A 17485-nucleotide genomic window follows, 5' to 3' on the forward strand; every position below is an offset into this window, starting at 1 on the left:
TTTGATTAAGAGAGACTATTGGAGGTCAAGTGAACATGAATATCCCGAATAAAATTACCATTTCAAGAATTTTAATGATTCCTATTTTTATGATCCTATTATCTGTTCCTTTTAACTGGGGTACACTGGATATAGGAGAGAGTGAGCTGCCAGTTTCTCATCTCATAGCAGCCATTTTGTTTATCGTAGCTTCTGTTACGGATTGGGTTGATGGCTATTATGCGCGGAAATTTAACCTAGTAACAAATTTGGGGAAATTTCTTGATCCGTTAGCAGATAAGTTACTTGTGTCAGCTGCTCTTATTTCTTTAGTTGAATTAGACTTAGCTGCAGCGTGGATTGTTATTTTAATTATAAGTCGTGAATTTGCAGTCACAGGTTTACGTTTAGTTGCAGCAGGAGAAGGTATTGTACTTGCAGCAGGCCAAATGGGTAAGTTAAAAACGTGGATTCAAATTATAGCAGCTTCAGCTTTACTTCTTCATAATTTCCCGTTTTCTTATATTGGCTTTCCATTTGGAACCATAGCATTATATTTGGCTATGATTATTACAGTGGTGTCAGGTATAGAGTACTTTATGAAAAACTGGCATGTAATGAAAGGATCTAAATAAAATGACACAACTTGTTAAAGGTGAAATTGTCGCAGTCGGAACAGAATTGCTTTTGGGGCAAATTGTGAACTCTAATGCACAATGGATATCACAAGAATTAGCGAATAGAGGTGTTGGAGTCTTTTATCATACGGTTGTAGGTGATAACTTAAGCAGGCTCGAAGCACAGTTTAAAGAGTCAGCACAACGCTCTGACCTAATTATCATTACTGGAGGATTAGGACCTACCGACGATGATCTGACTCGTGAGGCAGCGGCCAACGTAATGGGGAAAGAGATTATACAAGACGATGAAGCATTAGCTTCTATTGAAGCCTATTACGCTAGAAATAACCAACAAATGACACCAAATAATAAGCGTCAAGCACGAATTATTGAAGGAGGTAATCTGCTTCATAATCGTGTAGGTATGGCTCCAGGGTTTGTTGTTCAACAAGACCAAAAGTTATGGGTGTTTCTTCCTGGTGTACCTAGAGAAATGAAAGCCATTTTAGAAGATGACGGTTTTAAGTATATAGAAAAGTATTTTAAAATTAATCAAACCATCCAATCTCGCATGTTGCGTTTTATTGGGATTGGGGAATCTCAACTTGAGCATGACCTGAAAGATTTAATAGAAGGCCAATCTAATCCTACGATCGCCCCTTTAGCCAGTGCGGGAGAGGTGGGGCTACGTCTTACAGCAAGAGCTGATTCTGAGAAAGAAGCAGTGGCCCTTATTGAGGGAGCAGAACAAGAAATTAAGAAGCGTATTGGAAAGTACTGTTATGGATCGGATCAAGACACTATTCAGAGTAAGGTGATGCAGTTACTTCAAGAAAAGGGGCTTACAGTAAGTGCTGCTGAGAGCTTAACCGGTGGACGATTTACTGACAGCCTTATTTCAATTGAAGGAGCTTCCTCAGTATGTAAAGGTGGGATCGTGTCTTATTCTAATGAGTCTAAGAAAAGTCTTTTAGATATACCAGGACTTATTCTAGGTGAATACGGAGCGGTGTCAGAAGCTTGCGCTATGTCAATGGCTGTGAATGTAACAGAGAAGCTTAATACTGATATCGGCATTAGTTTTACGGGTGTAGCAGGTCCTGATCCTTCAGAGGGTCAAGAGGTAGGCACGGTTTATATTGGAATTTATGTAGATGGAAACCAACCCATCGTTAAATGTTTTCACTTTAATGGTGATCGTGATATGATTAGACATCGAAGTGTTAAAAAAGGTTATGAACTTTTACATCATTTATTAAAATCGTAAAATTAGCAACGTACTCTCCCTTAAAATTTTGTTTCCGTAACAGTATATTTCATTTTTAAGGGAGAACTTCTTATTAAAAATAGGGAACATTTATTCGCATTTTTGTTGGCAAATGATTAAAAACACGTTATGATAGGTGTAGTTAATTCGTAAGGGGGAAACAAAGTGAGCGATCGTAAACAAGCGTTAGATATGGCTCTACGTCAAATAGAAAAGCAATTCGGTAAAGGTTCAATTATGAAATTGGGCGAGCAGGCCGAAATGAAAGTAAATACAGTACCAAGTGGTTCATTAGCTCTTGATGTGGCTTTAGGTGTAGGTGGCTATCCTCGTGGTCGTATTGTAGAAGTATATGGGCCAGAGTCTTCTGGTAAAACAACGGTTGCGCTTCATGCTATTGCTGAAGCTCAACGTCAAGGTGGACAAGCGGCATTTATTGACGCTGAGCATGCTCTAGATCCCGTTTATGCACGTGCGTTAGGTGTAGATATTGAGAATCTGTTACTCTCTCAACCTGATACAGGGGAGCAGGCACTTGAAATCGCGGAAGCCCTTGTTCGAAGTGGAGCAATTGATATTATTGTCATTGACTCTGTAGCAGCTTTAGTACCAAAAGCGGAGATTGAAGGGGAAATGGGAGACTCGCACGTAGGTCTGCAAGCTCGACTTATGTCACAAGCACTTCGTAAACTTGGCGGTGCTATTAATAAATCGAAAACAACGGCTATGTTTATCAACCAAATACGTGAAAAAGTCGGGGTTATGTTTGGTAATCCTGAAACAACTCCTGGTGGACGCGCGTTAAAATTCTACTCTTCTGTACGTTTAGAAGTGCGCCGCGCTGAAACGCTTAAGCAAGGAAATGAAATGGTTGGTAACAAAACAAAAATTAAAGTCGTTAAGAATAAAGTAGCTCCTCCATTCAGGCAAGCTGAAGTTGATATCATGTACGGTGAAGGGATCTCTAGAGAAGGTGAGCTTATCGACATCGGTACTGATCTCGATATTATAACGAAGAGTGGTTCTTGGTATTCCTATAACGATGAACGTATGGGTCAAGGCCGTGAAAATGCAAAAAGTTATCTTAAAGAAAACCCTGATCGATACGATGAAATTAACACGAAGATTCGTCAACATTATGACATGTATGATGATCCTGAAGGTTCTAAAGAGAATGGGAATCAGGATACTCTAGATGTTTAAAAGATAGTAGTTTACCTAAAAATCCTGCAAATGTTGCAGGATTTTTTCCTACATATTGTTATGCAGTTCTATACGGTGATGAAGAGATAGGGTTTGAGTGGGTTATTAAATATGAAAGAGAATGAATGAAATAGAGGGAGAAATTGGACGCTTCCTTGACAATAACACTCGTCAAGCTTAGAATTAATATGTATAATTTTCATTTTTCTTAACTTTATACGAAATGTTTTGAATCTTTAAAAACGAAAATGAAAATGAAACAAACATGTACATGCCGACAAACATGTATGGTAAAAAGTGAAAAAGCAAGAGGAGGTGAATGGTATGGATAACTTAATCACAATCATCCTCATTTTGCTTTTCGTCATCATCGCTTATGTTGTTGGTTATTGGGTTCGGAAGTCCATTGCTGAAGCGAAAATTTCTAGTGCCGAGGATTTGGCGAAACAAATTGTTGAAGAGGGTCATCGAAATGCGGATGCAGCAAAGAAGGAAGCGCTGCTTGAGGCAAAAGAAGAAAATCATCAACTTCGTCAAGAAGCTGAACAAGAAATTCGCGAACGACGCACAGAGCTTCAAAAGCAAGAAAGCCGTTTGATGCAAAAGGAAGAGAATCTGGATCGAAAAAGTGAAACGCTTGATAAGCGCGAACTGACGTTAGAAAAGAAAGAAGAGTCTTTAACTGAAAAACAACAACAAATTGAAGAAACGGAAAGCAAAGTGGATGAGATGAGAAAGCAGCAACAAACTGAGCTTGAACGTATTTCTGGATACACTACAGATCAAGCAAAGCAGGTTATTTTAGAGCGTGTTGAACAAGAAGTTGCTCACGAATCAGCACTTATGATTAAAGAGGCAGAAAACCGTGCTAAAGAAGAAGCGGACAAGAAAGCGAAGAACATTCTTTCTCTTGCTCTTCAACGTTGTGCTGCTGACCACGTTGCTGAAACAACGGTTTCCGTTGTAAACTTACCGAACGATGAGATGAAAGGTCGTATCATTGGTCGTGAAGGGCGTAATATCCGTACTCTTGAAACACTTACTGGAATTGATCTTATAATTGATGATACCCCAGAAGCTGTGATTCTTTCTGGATTTGATCCAGTTAGAAGAGAAATCGCGCGTAATGCGCTAGAAAAACTTGTTCAAGATGGACGAATTCACCCAGCACGAATTGAAGAAATGGTCGAAAAATCACGTCGTGAAGTAGATGAGTTTATAAGGGAAGTTGGGGAACAAACCACGTTTGAAGTGGGCGTTCACGGATTACACCCAGACCTTGTTAAGATATTGGGTCGTTTGAAGTATCGTACAAGTTACGGTCAAAACGTATTGAAGCATTCTACAGAAGTCGCATACTTATCTGGACTTTTAGCTGCTGAGCTAGGTGAAGACGAAACGTTAGCTCGACGTGCAGGTCTGTTACACGATATTGGTAAAGCGATTGACCATGAAGTAGAGGGAAGTCACGTTGAAATAGGTGTAGAATTAGCGAAGAAATATAAAGAAAATGATACCGTTATTAATGCGATCGCTTCACACCATGGAGACGAAGAACCTACTTCTGTTATTTCTGTTCTTGTAGCAGCAGCAGACGCCTTGTCTGCAGCTAGACCAGGAGCGCGAAGTGAAACGTTAGAGAACTATATTAAGCGTTTAGAAAAGCTTGAAGAGATTTCTGAGTCCTATGATGGCGTTGAGAAATCCTTTGCCATTCAAGCAGGACGAGAAGTTCGCATTATGGTGAAACCAGAAGAAATTGATGACTTGAAGTCCGTTCAACTTGCTAGAGATATAAGAAACCGTATTGAAGGTGAGTTAGATTACCCAGGTCATATAAAAGTAACCGTTGTTCGAGAAACAAGAGCGGTTGAATATGCCAAATAATAAAGCGACCCTTAGGGTCGCTTTATTTTATGTCTAAACCTATGTATAATACTAAAAACAGCCACAAAGTCATTATAACTTCTAATATGACTGTGTATCACTGAATGAAACGAGATAAGAGAGGGACTAAACATGAAAATATTATTCGTCGGAGACGTAGTAGGCTCGCCGGGCCGCCAAATGGTAGAAGATTACTTACCTAAATTAAAAAACTCTTACCAACCACATTTCACTATTATTAATGGGGAAAATGCAGCTTCTGGTAAAGGGATTAATCATAAGATCTATCAAAAGTTTCTTGAACTTGGAGCTCAAGCCGTAACATTAGGAAATCACGCTTGGGACAAAAAAGAAATCTTTGATTTTATTGATGATGCCGATAAAATGATCCGCCCAGCCAATTTCCCCGAAGGGACCCCAGGGGATGGGATTATGTACGTGAAAGACAACGGTGTAGAGTTAGCTATTATTAACTTGCAAGGCAGAACCTTTATGCCTCCTTTAGATGATCCATTTAAAAAAGCAGATGAATTAGTTAAACAGGCTAAGAAACGAACAAATCTTATATTTGTAGATTTTCATGCTGAAGCAACTTCCGAAAAGCAAGCCCTAGCTTGGTATTTAAACGGTCGAGTAAGTGCTGTGGTCGGAACTCATACTCACGTTCAGACTGCAGATGACCGTATTCTATCGGATGGAACTGCTTATATAACCGACGTAGGAATGACGGGTCCTTATGATGAAATTTTGGGGACAGACAAAGAGGCAGTCATCAAGAAATTTCTTACAAATTTACCAGTACGTTTTGAAGTTCCAAAAACGGGAAGAACACAACTAAGTGCATTCCTGGTTGATGTGGATGCCTCCTCCGGCAAAGCACGTAAGGTTGAGCGAATTCTAATAAATGATGATCATCCATTTTTTAGCTGATTATTTGAATTTTTAGAAAAATTCGTTCATAATAGGAGGGAATAACTTTTCAACTCCATGAATATAGTAGAAATGGAAGAATCTTAGGTTACGAAGGAGGAACTAGTAGTGGAAATATTAAAAGTTTCAGCAAAATCTAACCCTAATTCTGTAGCAGGTGCACTTGCGAACGTGCTAAGAGAACGCGGCTCAGCAGAAATTCAGGCTATCGGCGCTGGTGCGCTTAACCAGGCCGTGAAAGCGGTAGCAATCGCTCGAGGATTCGTTGCTCCGAGTGGTGTTGATCTGATTTGTATCCCTGCCTTTACGGATATAATGATTGACGAGGAAGAACGTACGGCTATTAAACTCATTGTTGAGCCAAGGTAACTGAATAAACAGGGTGTCCCCTATTCTTTTTTGGGACACCCCTTTTATATGCTTGAAACCATTTTCCTACTAGTTATATAAATAGGGCTCACTTAGGTATGAATCTAGATCAATCTAGTGATTGAATTAGAATCCTCTTAAGGGAGCCTTTTTTTATCGTTTACTTTTTGTGGATAATAGAATTTTTTTAGTTTGATTGATAGTAGGACAACGAGGAGGTACATCATGATTATTGATGCTCATTGTGATGCGTTATGGAAGTTATGGGAAAAACCTGACCGCTCTTTTTTTAATAGTTCTGATTTACAAGTGAATTACGAGAAATGGATGAATTCTCCGGTAAAGGTGCAATGCTTTGCTATATTCGTTCCAGAGACAGTGCCGAGTGCTTGTCAATTTGATGTAGCTTTAGAGATGGTTCAATTATTTAAGGAACGTATAATAGATCCTTATAAAAAAATAGTCTGGATAAAAAGTCAAGATGACATTCTATCTCTAGGACCTAATGAAAGAGGTGCTGTCTTAACACTTGAAGGCTGTCATCCAATAGAGGATCAATTGAGTCGTCTTAAGACCCTTGTTCAGCTAGGAGTGAGGGCGGTTGGTTTAACATGGAATCAGGGGAATGCGGTTGCAGATGGAATAGGTGAGTCAAGAGGAGCGGGTTTAACAGACTTTGGGAGAGATGTTATTCGGTATTTAAATAAAGAACAGATATGGACAGATCTATCTCATGTTTCTTATAAGGGGTTTTGGGATACGATGCAAATTGCTGACTTCCCTATGGCGAGCCATTCAAATGCATATTCTATTGCTTCACACCCAAGGAACCTGGACGATGCTCAATTACGAGCATTAATAGAGAGGGGGGCCTTTATTGGTGTAACATATGTTACGGAATTTCTAAACTTAACTCTAGAGGCATATAGGAAAGATGTACTTCGTCATATGAAACATATCATTAACCTTGGTGGTGAGTGCTCCCTTGGTTTTGGATCTGACTTTGATGGGACAGATAAAGTGGTTACAGGTCTTGAGGATTATACAGATTATGAATCTTTTTTATCGCAAATTGTAATTAATCACTTTCCGCAAGACATAGTAAGAAAGGTGTGTTATGAGAATTTCATACGAACTTTTCCGAGGAAGTAAACGTTCGTTTTGGTGTAAATTTTGAAAACGTTTTCTTCTGACGTTCATTTGTTCGTTTCAGGTGGACAATACTAAAAGCGGTACTAGATTCATATCTATATTTATGATATTAATAGTATTAAAGGGAGTTTTAATAAGGAGTTGTTGTTCATCATGAATGGAAAAATGAAAGCAATAATGAAGAGTGAAAGGGGTCCGGGTGCTGAATTAGCTGAAGTAGAGATTCCGACAATTGGAGATTTGGATGTTTTAATAAAGGTGAAAGCTACGTCTATTTGTGGGACAGATGTCCATATTTATAATTGGGATGAATGGTCGAAGAGTCGTGTTCATCCACCGTATGTATTTGGTCATGAATTTGCAGGAGAAGTTGTAGAGGTAGGAGAAAAAGTAACGAAGGTAAAAGTTGGAGATTATGTTAGTGCAGAAACGCATATCGTGTGTCATCAGTGTCCACAATGTTTAACAGGCCAATTCCATATTTGTGAGAACACAAAAATTATTGGAGTAGATACTCAAGGATGTTTTGCAGAATATGTTGCCTTACCAGAAGAGAATATGTGGAAGAATCCTGAGGATATGCCAATAGAGATCGCTTCTATTCAAGAGCCTATGGGGAATGCAGTACATACTGTTTTAAATGGAGATGTTGCTGGAAAAACCGTAGCCATCATTGGTTGTGGTCCAATTGGTCTTATGGCTGTTGGTGTAGCTAAGGCTGCAGGTGCTTCACTCGTATTAGCGTTTGATGTAAATCCTTATCGCTTAGAGCTAGCAGGAAAAATGGGAGCAACCATAACTATTCATTCTATAAATGAGGACCCTGTTAAACGTGCAAAAGATTTAACTGATGGGCACGGTATGGATGTTGTCTGTGAAATGAGTGGTCATCCAGTTGCTATGGATCAAGGATTTAAGATGGTAACAAATGGTGGCCGGGTATCCATTTTAAGCTTGCCTGTTCAACCCGTTCACATTGATATTACAAATGATGTTGTATTTAAAGGCATTCAAGTGCAAGGTATTACAGGAAGGAAAATGTTTGAAACATGGCAACAGGTTTCGAGACTCTTGCAATCAAAGCAAGTTGACGTAACACCGATTCTTACTCACCACTTACCTCTAGAAGATTTCCATAAGGGGTTTGAGTTAATGAATAATGGTCAATGTGGAAAAGTTGTATTACATCCATAATAATTCAGGAGGTTTTAAGTTATGAAAGGTTTTGAACATTTACAAACAGAACTAGAGGAAATGAAAGACCAAGGGACATATAGAGAGCTAATTCCGCTCGAATCTGCACAAGGTTCTCGTGTAACGATTAAAGGGAAAGATGTCATCCAACTGTCTTCTAATAACTATCTTGGGTTAACTTCGCATCCTAGGCTTAAGCAAGCTGCTGAAGATGCGGTTAAAGAATATGGAGTTGGAACTGGGTCAGTTCGTACCATCGCAGGAACACTTTCTATGCATGAAGACTACGAACGGAAATTAGCCAAGTTTAAACATACAGAAGCAGCTCTTGTGTTTCAGTCTGGCTTTACAACAAACCAAGGTGTTTTGTCTTCTATGCTAAGTGACCAGGACGTTGTCATTTCAGATGAACTTAACCATGCTTCTATTATTGATGGAATTCGTTTAACGAAAGCTGCAAGAAAAATCTACAAGCATGTAGATATGGAGTCACTCGAAGAAAAATTAAAAGAATCAACTGAATACCGAACGAGGCTTGTTGTAACGGATGGAGTATTCTCCATGGATGGAAACATTGCTCCTTTAATAGAAATTGTAGAGCTTGCTGAGAAGTATGATGCACTTATTATGGTGGATGATGCTCATGCTAGTGGTGTTCTTGGCGAGAATGGAAGAGGTACTGTGAACCACTTTGGATTAGATGGCAGAGTACATATCCAAGTAGGAACTTTAAGTAAGGCTATTGGTGTCCTTGGGGGTTATGTGGCTACCTCTCAGACATTAAAAGAATACTTAATTCATAAAGGCCGTCCGTTTTTGTTTAGTACATCTCATCCTCCTGCTGTAACAGCAGCATGCGATGCAGCAATTGATGTTTTACTTGAGGAACCAGAGTTAATTCAAAAGCTTTGGGACAATACGAAATTCTTTAAAGATGGTTTGAAAGAGCTCGGGTTTAATACAGGCATTAGTGAAACGCCTGTTACTCCCGTTATGATAGGTGATGACGCGTTAACGCATAAATTCTCCGATGAGCTGTTTAATGAGGGTGTCTTTGCTCAAGGAATTGTTTTCCCGACGGTACCTAAAGGAAAAGGGCGTATTCGTACAATTGTGACAGCTGAACATTCAAAAGAAGAATTGCAGGAAGCACTCAATGCATTCGAACGGGCTGGAAAGACGCTTGGGCTTTTGTAAACCATAACATCGATTTTTTTATGGAAAGGCCGTTCCTTTGGAGGAATAGGCCTTTTCTTATTCTTTTCTACATATGTTCACGAAATTTTCTTTTATTTTAAGGTCAGAGACTGATATAATATTACAATTAGAGACAGTGTGAAAGGAGTTCTCTGAATGAATGAACAACAACGAAAAGAAATGAGTTCCATTCAACAACCTGAACGAGACAAGCCTGCTCAGGATAAACCTTTAAAAGAGAAGAAAACTGAAGACTTTGCTAAATATTTTGAAACGACTTATCAACCCCCTTCTTTAAAAAGCGCAAAGAAACGTGGAAAAGAAGATGTGAGTGTTCATTATGACTTTGATATTCCTGAAGATCTCAAAGGATTAGGTAAAGGTAAGAAATTTCTTATTCGAACATACGGATGTCAAATGAATGAACATGATACAGAAGTAATGGCTGGCATATTAACAGATATGGGCTATGAATCTACAAGTGATCAAAAAGAAGCAGATATCATTTTACTTAATACGTGTGCGATCCGAGAAAACGCTGAAAATAAAGTGTTTGGTGAGATTGGCCACTTAAAATCCTTAAAGCGTGAGAAACCAGATCTGCTTTTGGGTGTATGTGGGTGCATGTCTCAGGAAGAATCCGTCGTAAATCGAATTTTACAAAAGCACCAATTCATAGACTTAATATTTGGTACACATAATATCCACCGTCTTCCATACTTAGTGAAAGAAGCGCTATTTGGGAAAGAAATGGTCGTTGAAGTATGGTCTAAAGAAGGTGACATTGTAGAGAATCTTCCAAGAGAACGCAAAGGCAATATAAAGGCATGGGTGAACATTATGTATGGTTGTGATAAGTTCTGCACATACTGTATTGTTCCATACACACGAGGCAAGGAACGGAGTCGTCGCCCGGAGGATATTATTCAGGAAGTGCGTCAATTGGCAGCTCAAGGTTATAAAGAAGTCACCTTACTCGGTCAAAATGTAAATGCTTACGGGAAAGATTTCGATGATATGACATATGGTCTTGGTGACTTAATGAACGAGATCCATAAAATTGATATTCCGAGAGTACGCTTCACAACTTCTCATCCTCGAGATTTCGACGACCGATTAATTGAAGTGTTAGCTCAAGGTGGAAACTTACTCGATCATATTCATTTACCAGTTCAATCTGGGAGTTCAGAAGTTCTTAAGATTATGGCGCGTAAATATACACGCGAACGCTATCTTGAGCTCGTTGATAAGATCCGAGCAGCAATGCCGAATGCAACAATGACGACTGATATAATTGTCGGATTCCCTAACGAAACAGAAGAGCAGTTTCAGGAAACGTTAAGCCTCGTTGAAGAAGTAGGCTTTGAAGGTGCTTATACGTTCATTTACTCTCCAAGAGAAGGGACTCCAGCAGCGAAGATGCAGGACAACGTTCCAATGGAAGTGAAAAAAGAGCGCTTACAGAGACTGAATGCTGTTATTAATCATCAATCCGCTCAAGCAATGAAGAAGTATGAAAATGAAATTGTCCATGTGTTAGTAGAAGGGGAAAGTAAGAATAACCCTGATGTACTTGCTGGGCATACAGATAAAAATAAGCTCGTGAATTTCCGTGGTCCAAAATCCATTGTAGGTCAAATTGTCCCTGTTAGGGTGACAAAAGCCAAAACATGGTCGCTGGACGGAGAAATGGTCGAAGCAGTAGAGGTGAAATAAATGTCAACATATACTCGTAGCGAAGTCATTCAACAAGCTCAAAGCCTAGCGCATAAAATCGTAGAGACGCCAGAAATTGAGCGTTTTAAGCAAGTGGAAGCAAAGTTAAATGAAAATAAAAAGGTTCAGGAATATATCAGTCGTATTAAATCTCTTCAAAAGCAAGCTGTGAACTTTCAATACTATGAAAAAACAGAAGCTCAGAAGAAAGTAGAGAAAGAAATTGATCGTCTTCAAGCCGAATTAGATGCAATTCCGGTTGTGGAAGAATTCAAACAAACGCAATCCTCCGTTAATGACTTCTTGCAAAGTGTGACGAACACGATCGCTAATGAAGTAACAAATCAAATTATTCGTGACACAGGTGGCGATTTGTTAGAAGGAACAACAGGTTCTGCAGTTCAATCAGGTGGTTCTTGTGATCATTAAAGAATGAGATGAAGAGTACTCTCGAAAAAAGAGAGTGCTCTTTTTTATTGCTTATAAAACTTTTCGTACATTTTTCTAGGCTCTTGCATAGAATGAAGTAGGAACTAAAGTTTCAACCTGCCATGATTATCGATTTATCTTTATGATCTGTGCACTTAGGGCGAATGTCTCGCATAGTATGTGAGTGAACAAAGAAGGAGGAGGTTGGGCTCTCATGTCGTTATTTGATCAGGAGTATCGTGAGATTATTACAAAAGCGGTATGTGGAAAGGGTAGGAAGTTTATCCAGGACACAAATACTGTAACACCATCTCATCGCCCAACAAGCATTCTAGGATGCTGGGTAATCAACCACATTTATAATGCAAAGAAAAAGGGCGATTACGTTGAGGTTTCTGGTAGTTACGAAATCAATGTATGGTATTCGTACAGCGATAATACAAAGACAGAAGTCGTTACAGAGAAAGTACATTACTGTGATAAGGTGCCTTTATCCATTAAGGATGAAAACTGTCTTGACTGTGACTTTGAAGTCATAGCCCGTGTCGTGCAACAACCAAACTGTTTAGAAGCACGCATTGCGCACCAAGGACATAAAATTATCGTTGATGTTGAGCGGGAATTCATTGTCGAAGTCATAGGTGAGACAAAGATCTGTGTTAAAGTCGACCCAGATGGCTGTGTATGTGATGAAGATGACTGGGGATATGATGTCTCAAGTGATGATTTTTCACACGTTAATCCAGATTTCCTCGCACAAGACGAAGAAGAATAACGCTCGAAGAAGACCTGACAAGTGTCAGGTCTTCTTTGCTGTAAAGGACAGAAGGGTGCCAGACACCCTTTTACCCTTTACAGTGGAATAGTATTCGGTTTCCAGTATGATTCGGTCGTTAGAATGGTTCTTGATATGCTATAATGTGTTGTAATTGAAATTCGTTCGTGGAGGATTCTTTATGGCAAAGCAAACACCAATGATGCAGCAATATATGCAAATTAAGGCGCAATATCAAGATGCCTTTTTATTTTTCCGTTTAGGCGATTTTTATGAGTTGTTTAATGAAGATGCAACGAAAGCCGCTCAGGAATTAGAAATTACATTAACAAGTCGTGATGGTGGAAACATCCCAATGTGCGGGGTACCTTACCACTCATCTGCAAATTATATAAAAACATTAATTGAAAAAGGATATAAAGTAGCAATCTGTGAGCAAGTGGAAGACCCAAAAACAGCAAAAGGTGTTGTGAAAAGAGAGGTTGTTCAACTTGTAACTCCCGGTACCGTAATGGAGGGGGCGATGCTTTCTGAAGATGAGAATAATTACTTGGCTTCTATTACGCCCTTTAATCAGCAAACGTATGTAGTGGCTTATAACGATTTAACCACTGGAGAAAACAGTATTGCTTTATTAGAAGATGGATTTGACGGTGTGCTAAGTGAATTGTTTAATCGCCCTGTGAAAGAAATTATTGTCCCTCCAATGTTTGATGAAAACCATCAAAAAGCCTTGCAAGACCGCCTTGGTGTGACTATATCCAAGCAAGAAGAGAATACCATCCCTGAAAGTTTTCAATCTCTTGTAGATAATTTGCAGGATGATCGTCTCATTACTGGATTCGGGCAATTATTTAACTATATCCAAGACACTCAGAAGCGATCGCTCGATCATCTAAAACCTGTATATCAAATCCAGCTTAAAGAATACATGACACTCGATATGTATTCAAAACGTAACCTTGAACTTATGGAAACGATCCGCAAGCAAGGGAAGAAGGGGAGTCTTCTTTGGGTGCTTGATAAAACTGTTACATCCATGGGAGCTCGTACATTAAAGAAATGGGTGGAGCGCCCGTTACTTCGTAAGGAAAGCATTGAAGAACGCTACAACCAGGTAGAGGGCTTTATGGAGCAATTCTTTGAAAGAGAAACGCTCAGAGAATCATTGAAGTCTGTTTATGACCTGGAGCGTCTAGCTGGTAGAGTGGCGTATGGAAATGTTAATGCTCGTGACCTTGTTCAGTTAAAGCAATCGATTGGACGTATTCCTGAAATTAAGTCTCTACTTGCTTCTTTTGATAAACCTGAATTAAAAGCTTTATCTGAACAACTTCAACCCTTAGATGAGGTTCATGATCTGTTAGAGAAAGCAATCATGGATACACCACCTATTACAGTGAAAGAAGGTGGGCTAATAAAAGACGGCTATAATGGCCAGTTAGATGATTACCGGGATGCGGCTAAGAACGGAAAGCAATGGATCGCGCAACTCGAACAGAAGGAGAGACAAGAAACTGGTATTAGCAAGTTGAAAATTGGCTATAACCGTGTATTTGGTTATTACCTTGAAGTGACTAAAGCAAATATTCACCTCCTTCCTGATGGGCGATATGAGCGTAAACAAACACTTGCCAATGCTGAGAGGTATATTACACCTGAATTAAAGGAAAAAGAGACACTTATCCTTGAGGCTCAAGAGAAAAGTGTTGAACTTGAATATGATTTATTTATAGAAGTTCGGGATCAAGTGAAAAACTTTATTCGCCCATTGCAAATCCTTGCAGAGCAAATTAGCGCAATAGACGTGTTGCAAGGGTTTGCAACAGTAAGTGAAGAGTACCAGTATACTAGACCTTCTATTGTTGAAGAACGTGAAGTTTCCATTGAAAAAGGCCGTCATCCGGTCGTTGAAAAAGTTATGCAAAATGATACGTTTGTTCCAAATGATGTAGATATGCCTGAAGAAACAGATATCCTACTCATAACTGGTCCAAACATGAGTGGTAAGAGTACGTATATGCGACAATTGGCGTTAACTGCAATTATGGCGCAAATTGGTTGCTTTGTCCCATGCGAAGATGCTAGACTTCCAATCTTTGATCAAATCTTTACAAGAATCGGAGCAGCAGACGATCTTGTTTCTGGTCAGAGTACCTTCATGGTAGAAATGCTTGAGGCAAAACATGCATTAACGCGTGCAACAGATAAAAGCTTAATTTTGCTCGATGAAATCGGAAGAGGGACAAGCACCTATGATGGAATGGCTCTAGCCCAAGCGATCGTTGAACATATTCACAACCATATTCATGCAAAAACCATGTTTTCAACGCACTACCATGAACTGACAGCTCTAGAAGAACAACTGAACCATCTTAAAAATGTTCATGTACGAGCTGAAGAATACGAAGGGCGTGTTGTGTTTCTTCATCAAATTCAAGACGGAGCGGCTGATCAGAGTTACGGCATTCACGTAGCTCAACTTGCTGAGTTGCCTGAAGGACTAATTAATCGTGCTAACGAAATTCTCGCTCAATTAGAAGGTTCTTCTAGTGAAGGGAATTCATCCGTACAAATTAAGGATTTGGAAAACGAACCTGATGAACAATTATCCTTATTTAAGGAAGAGCCAATCCCGTTTAAAGAAACAAAACAGCCGTCTGAAAGGAGTACTAATCAAGATCAGGTATTAAAGCAATTGTCAGAGCTTGATCTTTTAGAATTAAATCCTATTGAAGCGATGAATCATTTATACACGTTACAAAAACAATTGAAGAAATAAGAAAGGGGGAGGTCAAGTGGCGACTATTCATCAAATGCCTGATGCTTTAGCGAATAAAATTGCAGCGGGTGAAGTAGTAGAACGTCCCTCATCGGTAGTTAAAGAACTAGTTGAGAATAGTATTGACGCAGGAAGTACTTGGGTGAAAGTGGAACTAGAGGAAGCTGGTCTCTCCAAAATTAAGATCATGGATAATGGCAAAGGCATGAGCGAAGAAGATAGTGAACGAGCATTCTTACGCCATGCTACTAGTAAAATTACACATGAGAATGAGCTTTTTCGTGTGAAAACACTTGGTTTCCGAGGAGAAGCCCTGGCTAGTATTGCAGCCGTCAGTCGTTTAACTGTTAAAACATCAACAGGTAAAGAAGCTGGAACGAAACTTTATTTAGAGGGTGGAGCTTTAAAAGAAAAAGATAAAAGCGATGCCAGACAAGGTACAGAAATAACGGTTGATGAACTGTTCTTCAATACACCAGCAAGACTAAAGTATATGAAAACCATTCACACGGAACTTGGACACATTACAGATGTTATGAATCGTATGGCTTTGTCTCATCCTGAAGTCCGTTTTGAATGCTATCATAACGGGAAGCGCTTATTCCAAACGACAGGAAGAGGAGATATTCTTCAAGTTATCTCTCAAATTTATGGGATGTCTACAGCAAAAAAAATGATTCCCATTGAAGCGAAGACGTTGGATTTTACCATTACTGGTTATATAGCTAAACCTGAGATTACTAGAGCTTCAAGGAACTATATGTCTACAATCGTAAATGGTCGGTATATTAGAAACCCAGCAGTCAATAAAGCCGTTTTGCAAGGGTACCATACGCTACTCCCAATAGGGAGGTACCCACTTGTGGTTCTGCAAATTGAAATGGATCCTTATTTGGTGGATGTAAACGTTCATCCAGCTAAATTAGAAGTTCGTTTCAGTAAAGAAAAAGAGCTTTTCGACGCAGTACAAGAAGCTGTTACAAGTGTTTTCCGGAAAGAAACGCTTATACCGGAAGTTGAACAGAAGCCAAAACGTGCAAAAGAGAAAGACTCTTCTGTTCAGGGGAGCTTCTCTTTTGAAGAAAGACCAAAACCTACTTCCTTTGTGTCAGAACCTCATGCAGATCAGTGGAAATCTGATCCTAGAAGAGAAGAGCCGGAGTGGATGAAAGAAAGTGAAGCTCATGATTATGCGGAAATAGTTAAAAAGGCAACTGCACCAGACTTGGAAACAGATGCTAAAGATCATGAACCAATTGTCTCCGAAGAGGAACAAGAAGAAGTGGCTGTAGAGCCAACGTATCGCGTGCCCATTCTTTATCCAATTGGTCAGTTACACGGGACCTATATTCTTGCGCAAAATGAAAAAGGTCTTTATATTATTGACCAGCACGCTGCACAAGAGCGAATTAAATATGAGTTTTTCCGTGATAAATTAGGTCAGACGACTAATGAAGTTCAGGAATTACTTATGCCAATGACTTTTGACTTCACAAAGCCAGAAGCCATTTTGATTCAAGAGCACATGGAAAAGTTGCAACATGTAGGATTGTTCCTTGAACCATTTGGAGAGCAAACCTTTATTGTTCGATCGCATCCACAATGGTTCCCTAAAGGTCATGAACAAGAAGTTATCGAAGAAATGGTAGATCAAGTATTAAATGAGAATAACATTAATATTACTTCTTTACGTGAAGAAGCGGCCATTTTAATGAGCTGTAAACGATCCATTAAAGCAAACCATTATTTAAACCACGATGATATGAAGCGTCTCCTTGATGACTTGCGGGAGTCTACGGATCCATTTACATGCCCTCACGGTCGCCCAATTATTGTTCATTTCTCTGAGTATGAAATGGAAAAGATGTTTAAACGTGTGATGTAATGACGAGAGATAAGCGGACTAGATCCTTTTTAAGGATCGTTCGCTTTTTTTTATTAGGGTAAAGTAGCCAAGGGTGATATGGAAATTTCTTGATTATTCA

The 17485-nt window shown here is 39.3% G+C and carries 14 protein-coding genes; all 14 read left to right on the plus strand.

Going from position 1 to position 17485, the window contains the following annotated elements:
* Positions 1–35 precede the first annotated feature (35 nt).
* The 14 genes from pgsA to mutL all read left to right on the plus strand — a co-directional run bounded on the left by pgsA (position 36) and on the right by mutL (position 17385).
* Positions 36–614, plus strand: a complete 579-nt coding sequence (gene pgsA, locus IEW76_RS00400) for a CDP-diacylglycerol--glycerol-3-phosphate 3-phosphatidyltransferase (protein WP_188649859.1) — start codon at positions 36–38, stop codon at positions 612–614.
* 1 nt (position 615) lies between these two features.
* Positions 616–1866 (plus strand): competence/damage-inducible protein A, encoded by a 1251-nt coding sequence (locus tag IEW76_RS00405; RefSeq protein ID WP_188649862.1) that lies wholly within the window; start codon positions 616–618, stop codon positions 1864–1866.
* Between the two features lie 165 nt (positions 1867–2031).
* On the plus strand, positions 2032–3069 hold the full coding sequence (gene recA / locus IEW76_RS00410; RefSeq protein WP_188649863.1) for a recombinase RecA: 1038 nt from the start codon (positions 2032–2034) through the stop codon (positions 3067–3069).
* A gap of 324 nt (positions 3070–3393) precedes the next feature.
* Positions 3394–4956: a ribonuclease Y gene (gene rny, locus IEW76_RS00415; RefSeq protein ID WP_188649865.1), complete on the plus strand. Its 1563-nt coding sequence runs from the start codon at positions 3394–3396 to the stop codon at positions 4954–4956.
* Between the two features lie 132 nt (positions 4957–5088).
* The gene (gene ymdB / locus IEW76_RS00420) at positions 5089–5886 is read left to right on the plus strand and encodes a 2',3'-cyclic-nucleotide 2'-phosphodiesterase (RefSeq protein WP_188649867.1); all 798 of its coding nucleotides are present in this window, start codon (positions 5089–5091) and stop codon (positions 5884–5886) included.
* Between the two features lie 108 nt (positions 5887–5994).
* Entirely contained in the window at positions 5995–6255 is a 261-nt protein-coding gene (gene spoVS / locus IEW76_RS00425) for a stage V sporulation protein SpoVS (RefSeq protein WP_036778868.1), read from the plus strand.
* 225 nt (positions 6256–6480) lie between these two features.
* Positions 6481–7407, plus strand: coding sequence for a dipeptidase (locus tag IEW76_RS00430; RefSeq protein WP_188649869.1), 927 nt, complete (start codon positions 6481–6483; stop codon positions 7405–7407).
* Positions 7408–7560: 153 nt separating this feature from the next.
* Positions 7561–8601, plus strand: coding sequence for an L-threonine 3-dehydrogenase (gene tdh, locus IEW76_RS00435; RefSeq protein ID WP_188649871.1), 1041 nt, complete (start codon positions 7561–7563; stop codon positions 8599–8601).
* A gap of 21 nt (positions 8602–8622) precedes the next feature.
* Positions 8623–9798, plus strand: a complete 1176-nt coding sequence (locus IEW76_RS00440; protein ID WP_188649873.1) for a glycine C-acetyltransferase — start codon at positions 8623–8625, stop codon at positions 9796–9798.
* Positions 9799–9954: 156 nt separating this feature from the next.
* A complete protein-coding gene (gene miaB / locus IEW76_RS00445) occupies positions 9955–11514 on the plus strand; it encodes a tRNA (N6-isopentenyl adenosine(37)-C2)-methylthiotransferase MiaB (RefSeq protein WP_188649875.1) in 1560 nt (519 codons plus the stop codon).
* On the plus strand, positions 11515–11943 hold the full coding sequence (locus IEW76_RS00450) for a YlbF/YmcA family competence regulator (RefSeq protein ID WP_188649877.1): 429 nt from the start codon (positions 11515–11517) through the stop codon (positions 11941–11943).
* 214 nt (positions 11944–12157) lie between these two features.
* The gene (gene cotE, locus IEW76_RS00455; protein WP_036778884.1) at positions 12158–12718 is read left to right on the plus strand and encodes an outer spore coat protein CotE; all 561 of its coding nucleotides are present in this window, start codon (positions 12158–12160) and stop codon (positions 12716–12718) included.
* 181 nt (positions 12719–12899) lie between these two features.
* A complete protein-coding gene (mutS, locus tag IEW76_RS00460; protein ID WP_188649879.1) occupies positions 12900–15500 on the plus strand; it encodes a DNA mismatch repair protein MutS in 2601 nt (866 codons plus the stop codon).
* Between the two features lie 34 nt (positions 15501–15534).
* The gene (gene mutL, locus IEW76_RS00465) at positions 15535–17385 is read left to right on the plus strand and encodes a DNA mismatch repair endonuclease MutL (protein WP_373285922.1); all 1851 of its coding nucleotides are present in this window, start codon (positions 15535–15537) and stop codon (positions 17383–17385) included.
* The last annotated feature ends 100 nt before the right edge of the window (positions 17386–17485 follow it).

Origin of the sequence: Pontibacillus salipaludis (assembly GCF_014642405.1) — a bacterium.
Lineage (GTDB): Bacteria > Bacillota > Bacilli > Bacillales > BH030062 > Pontibacillus > Pontibacillus salipaludis.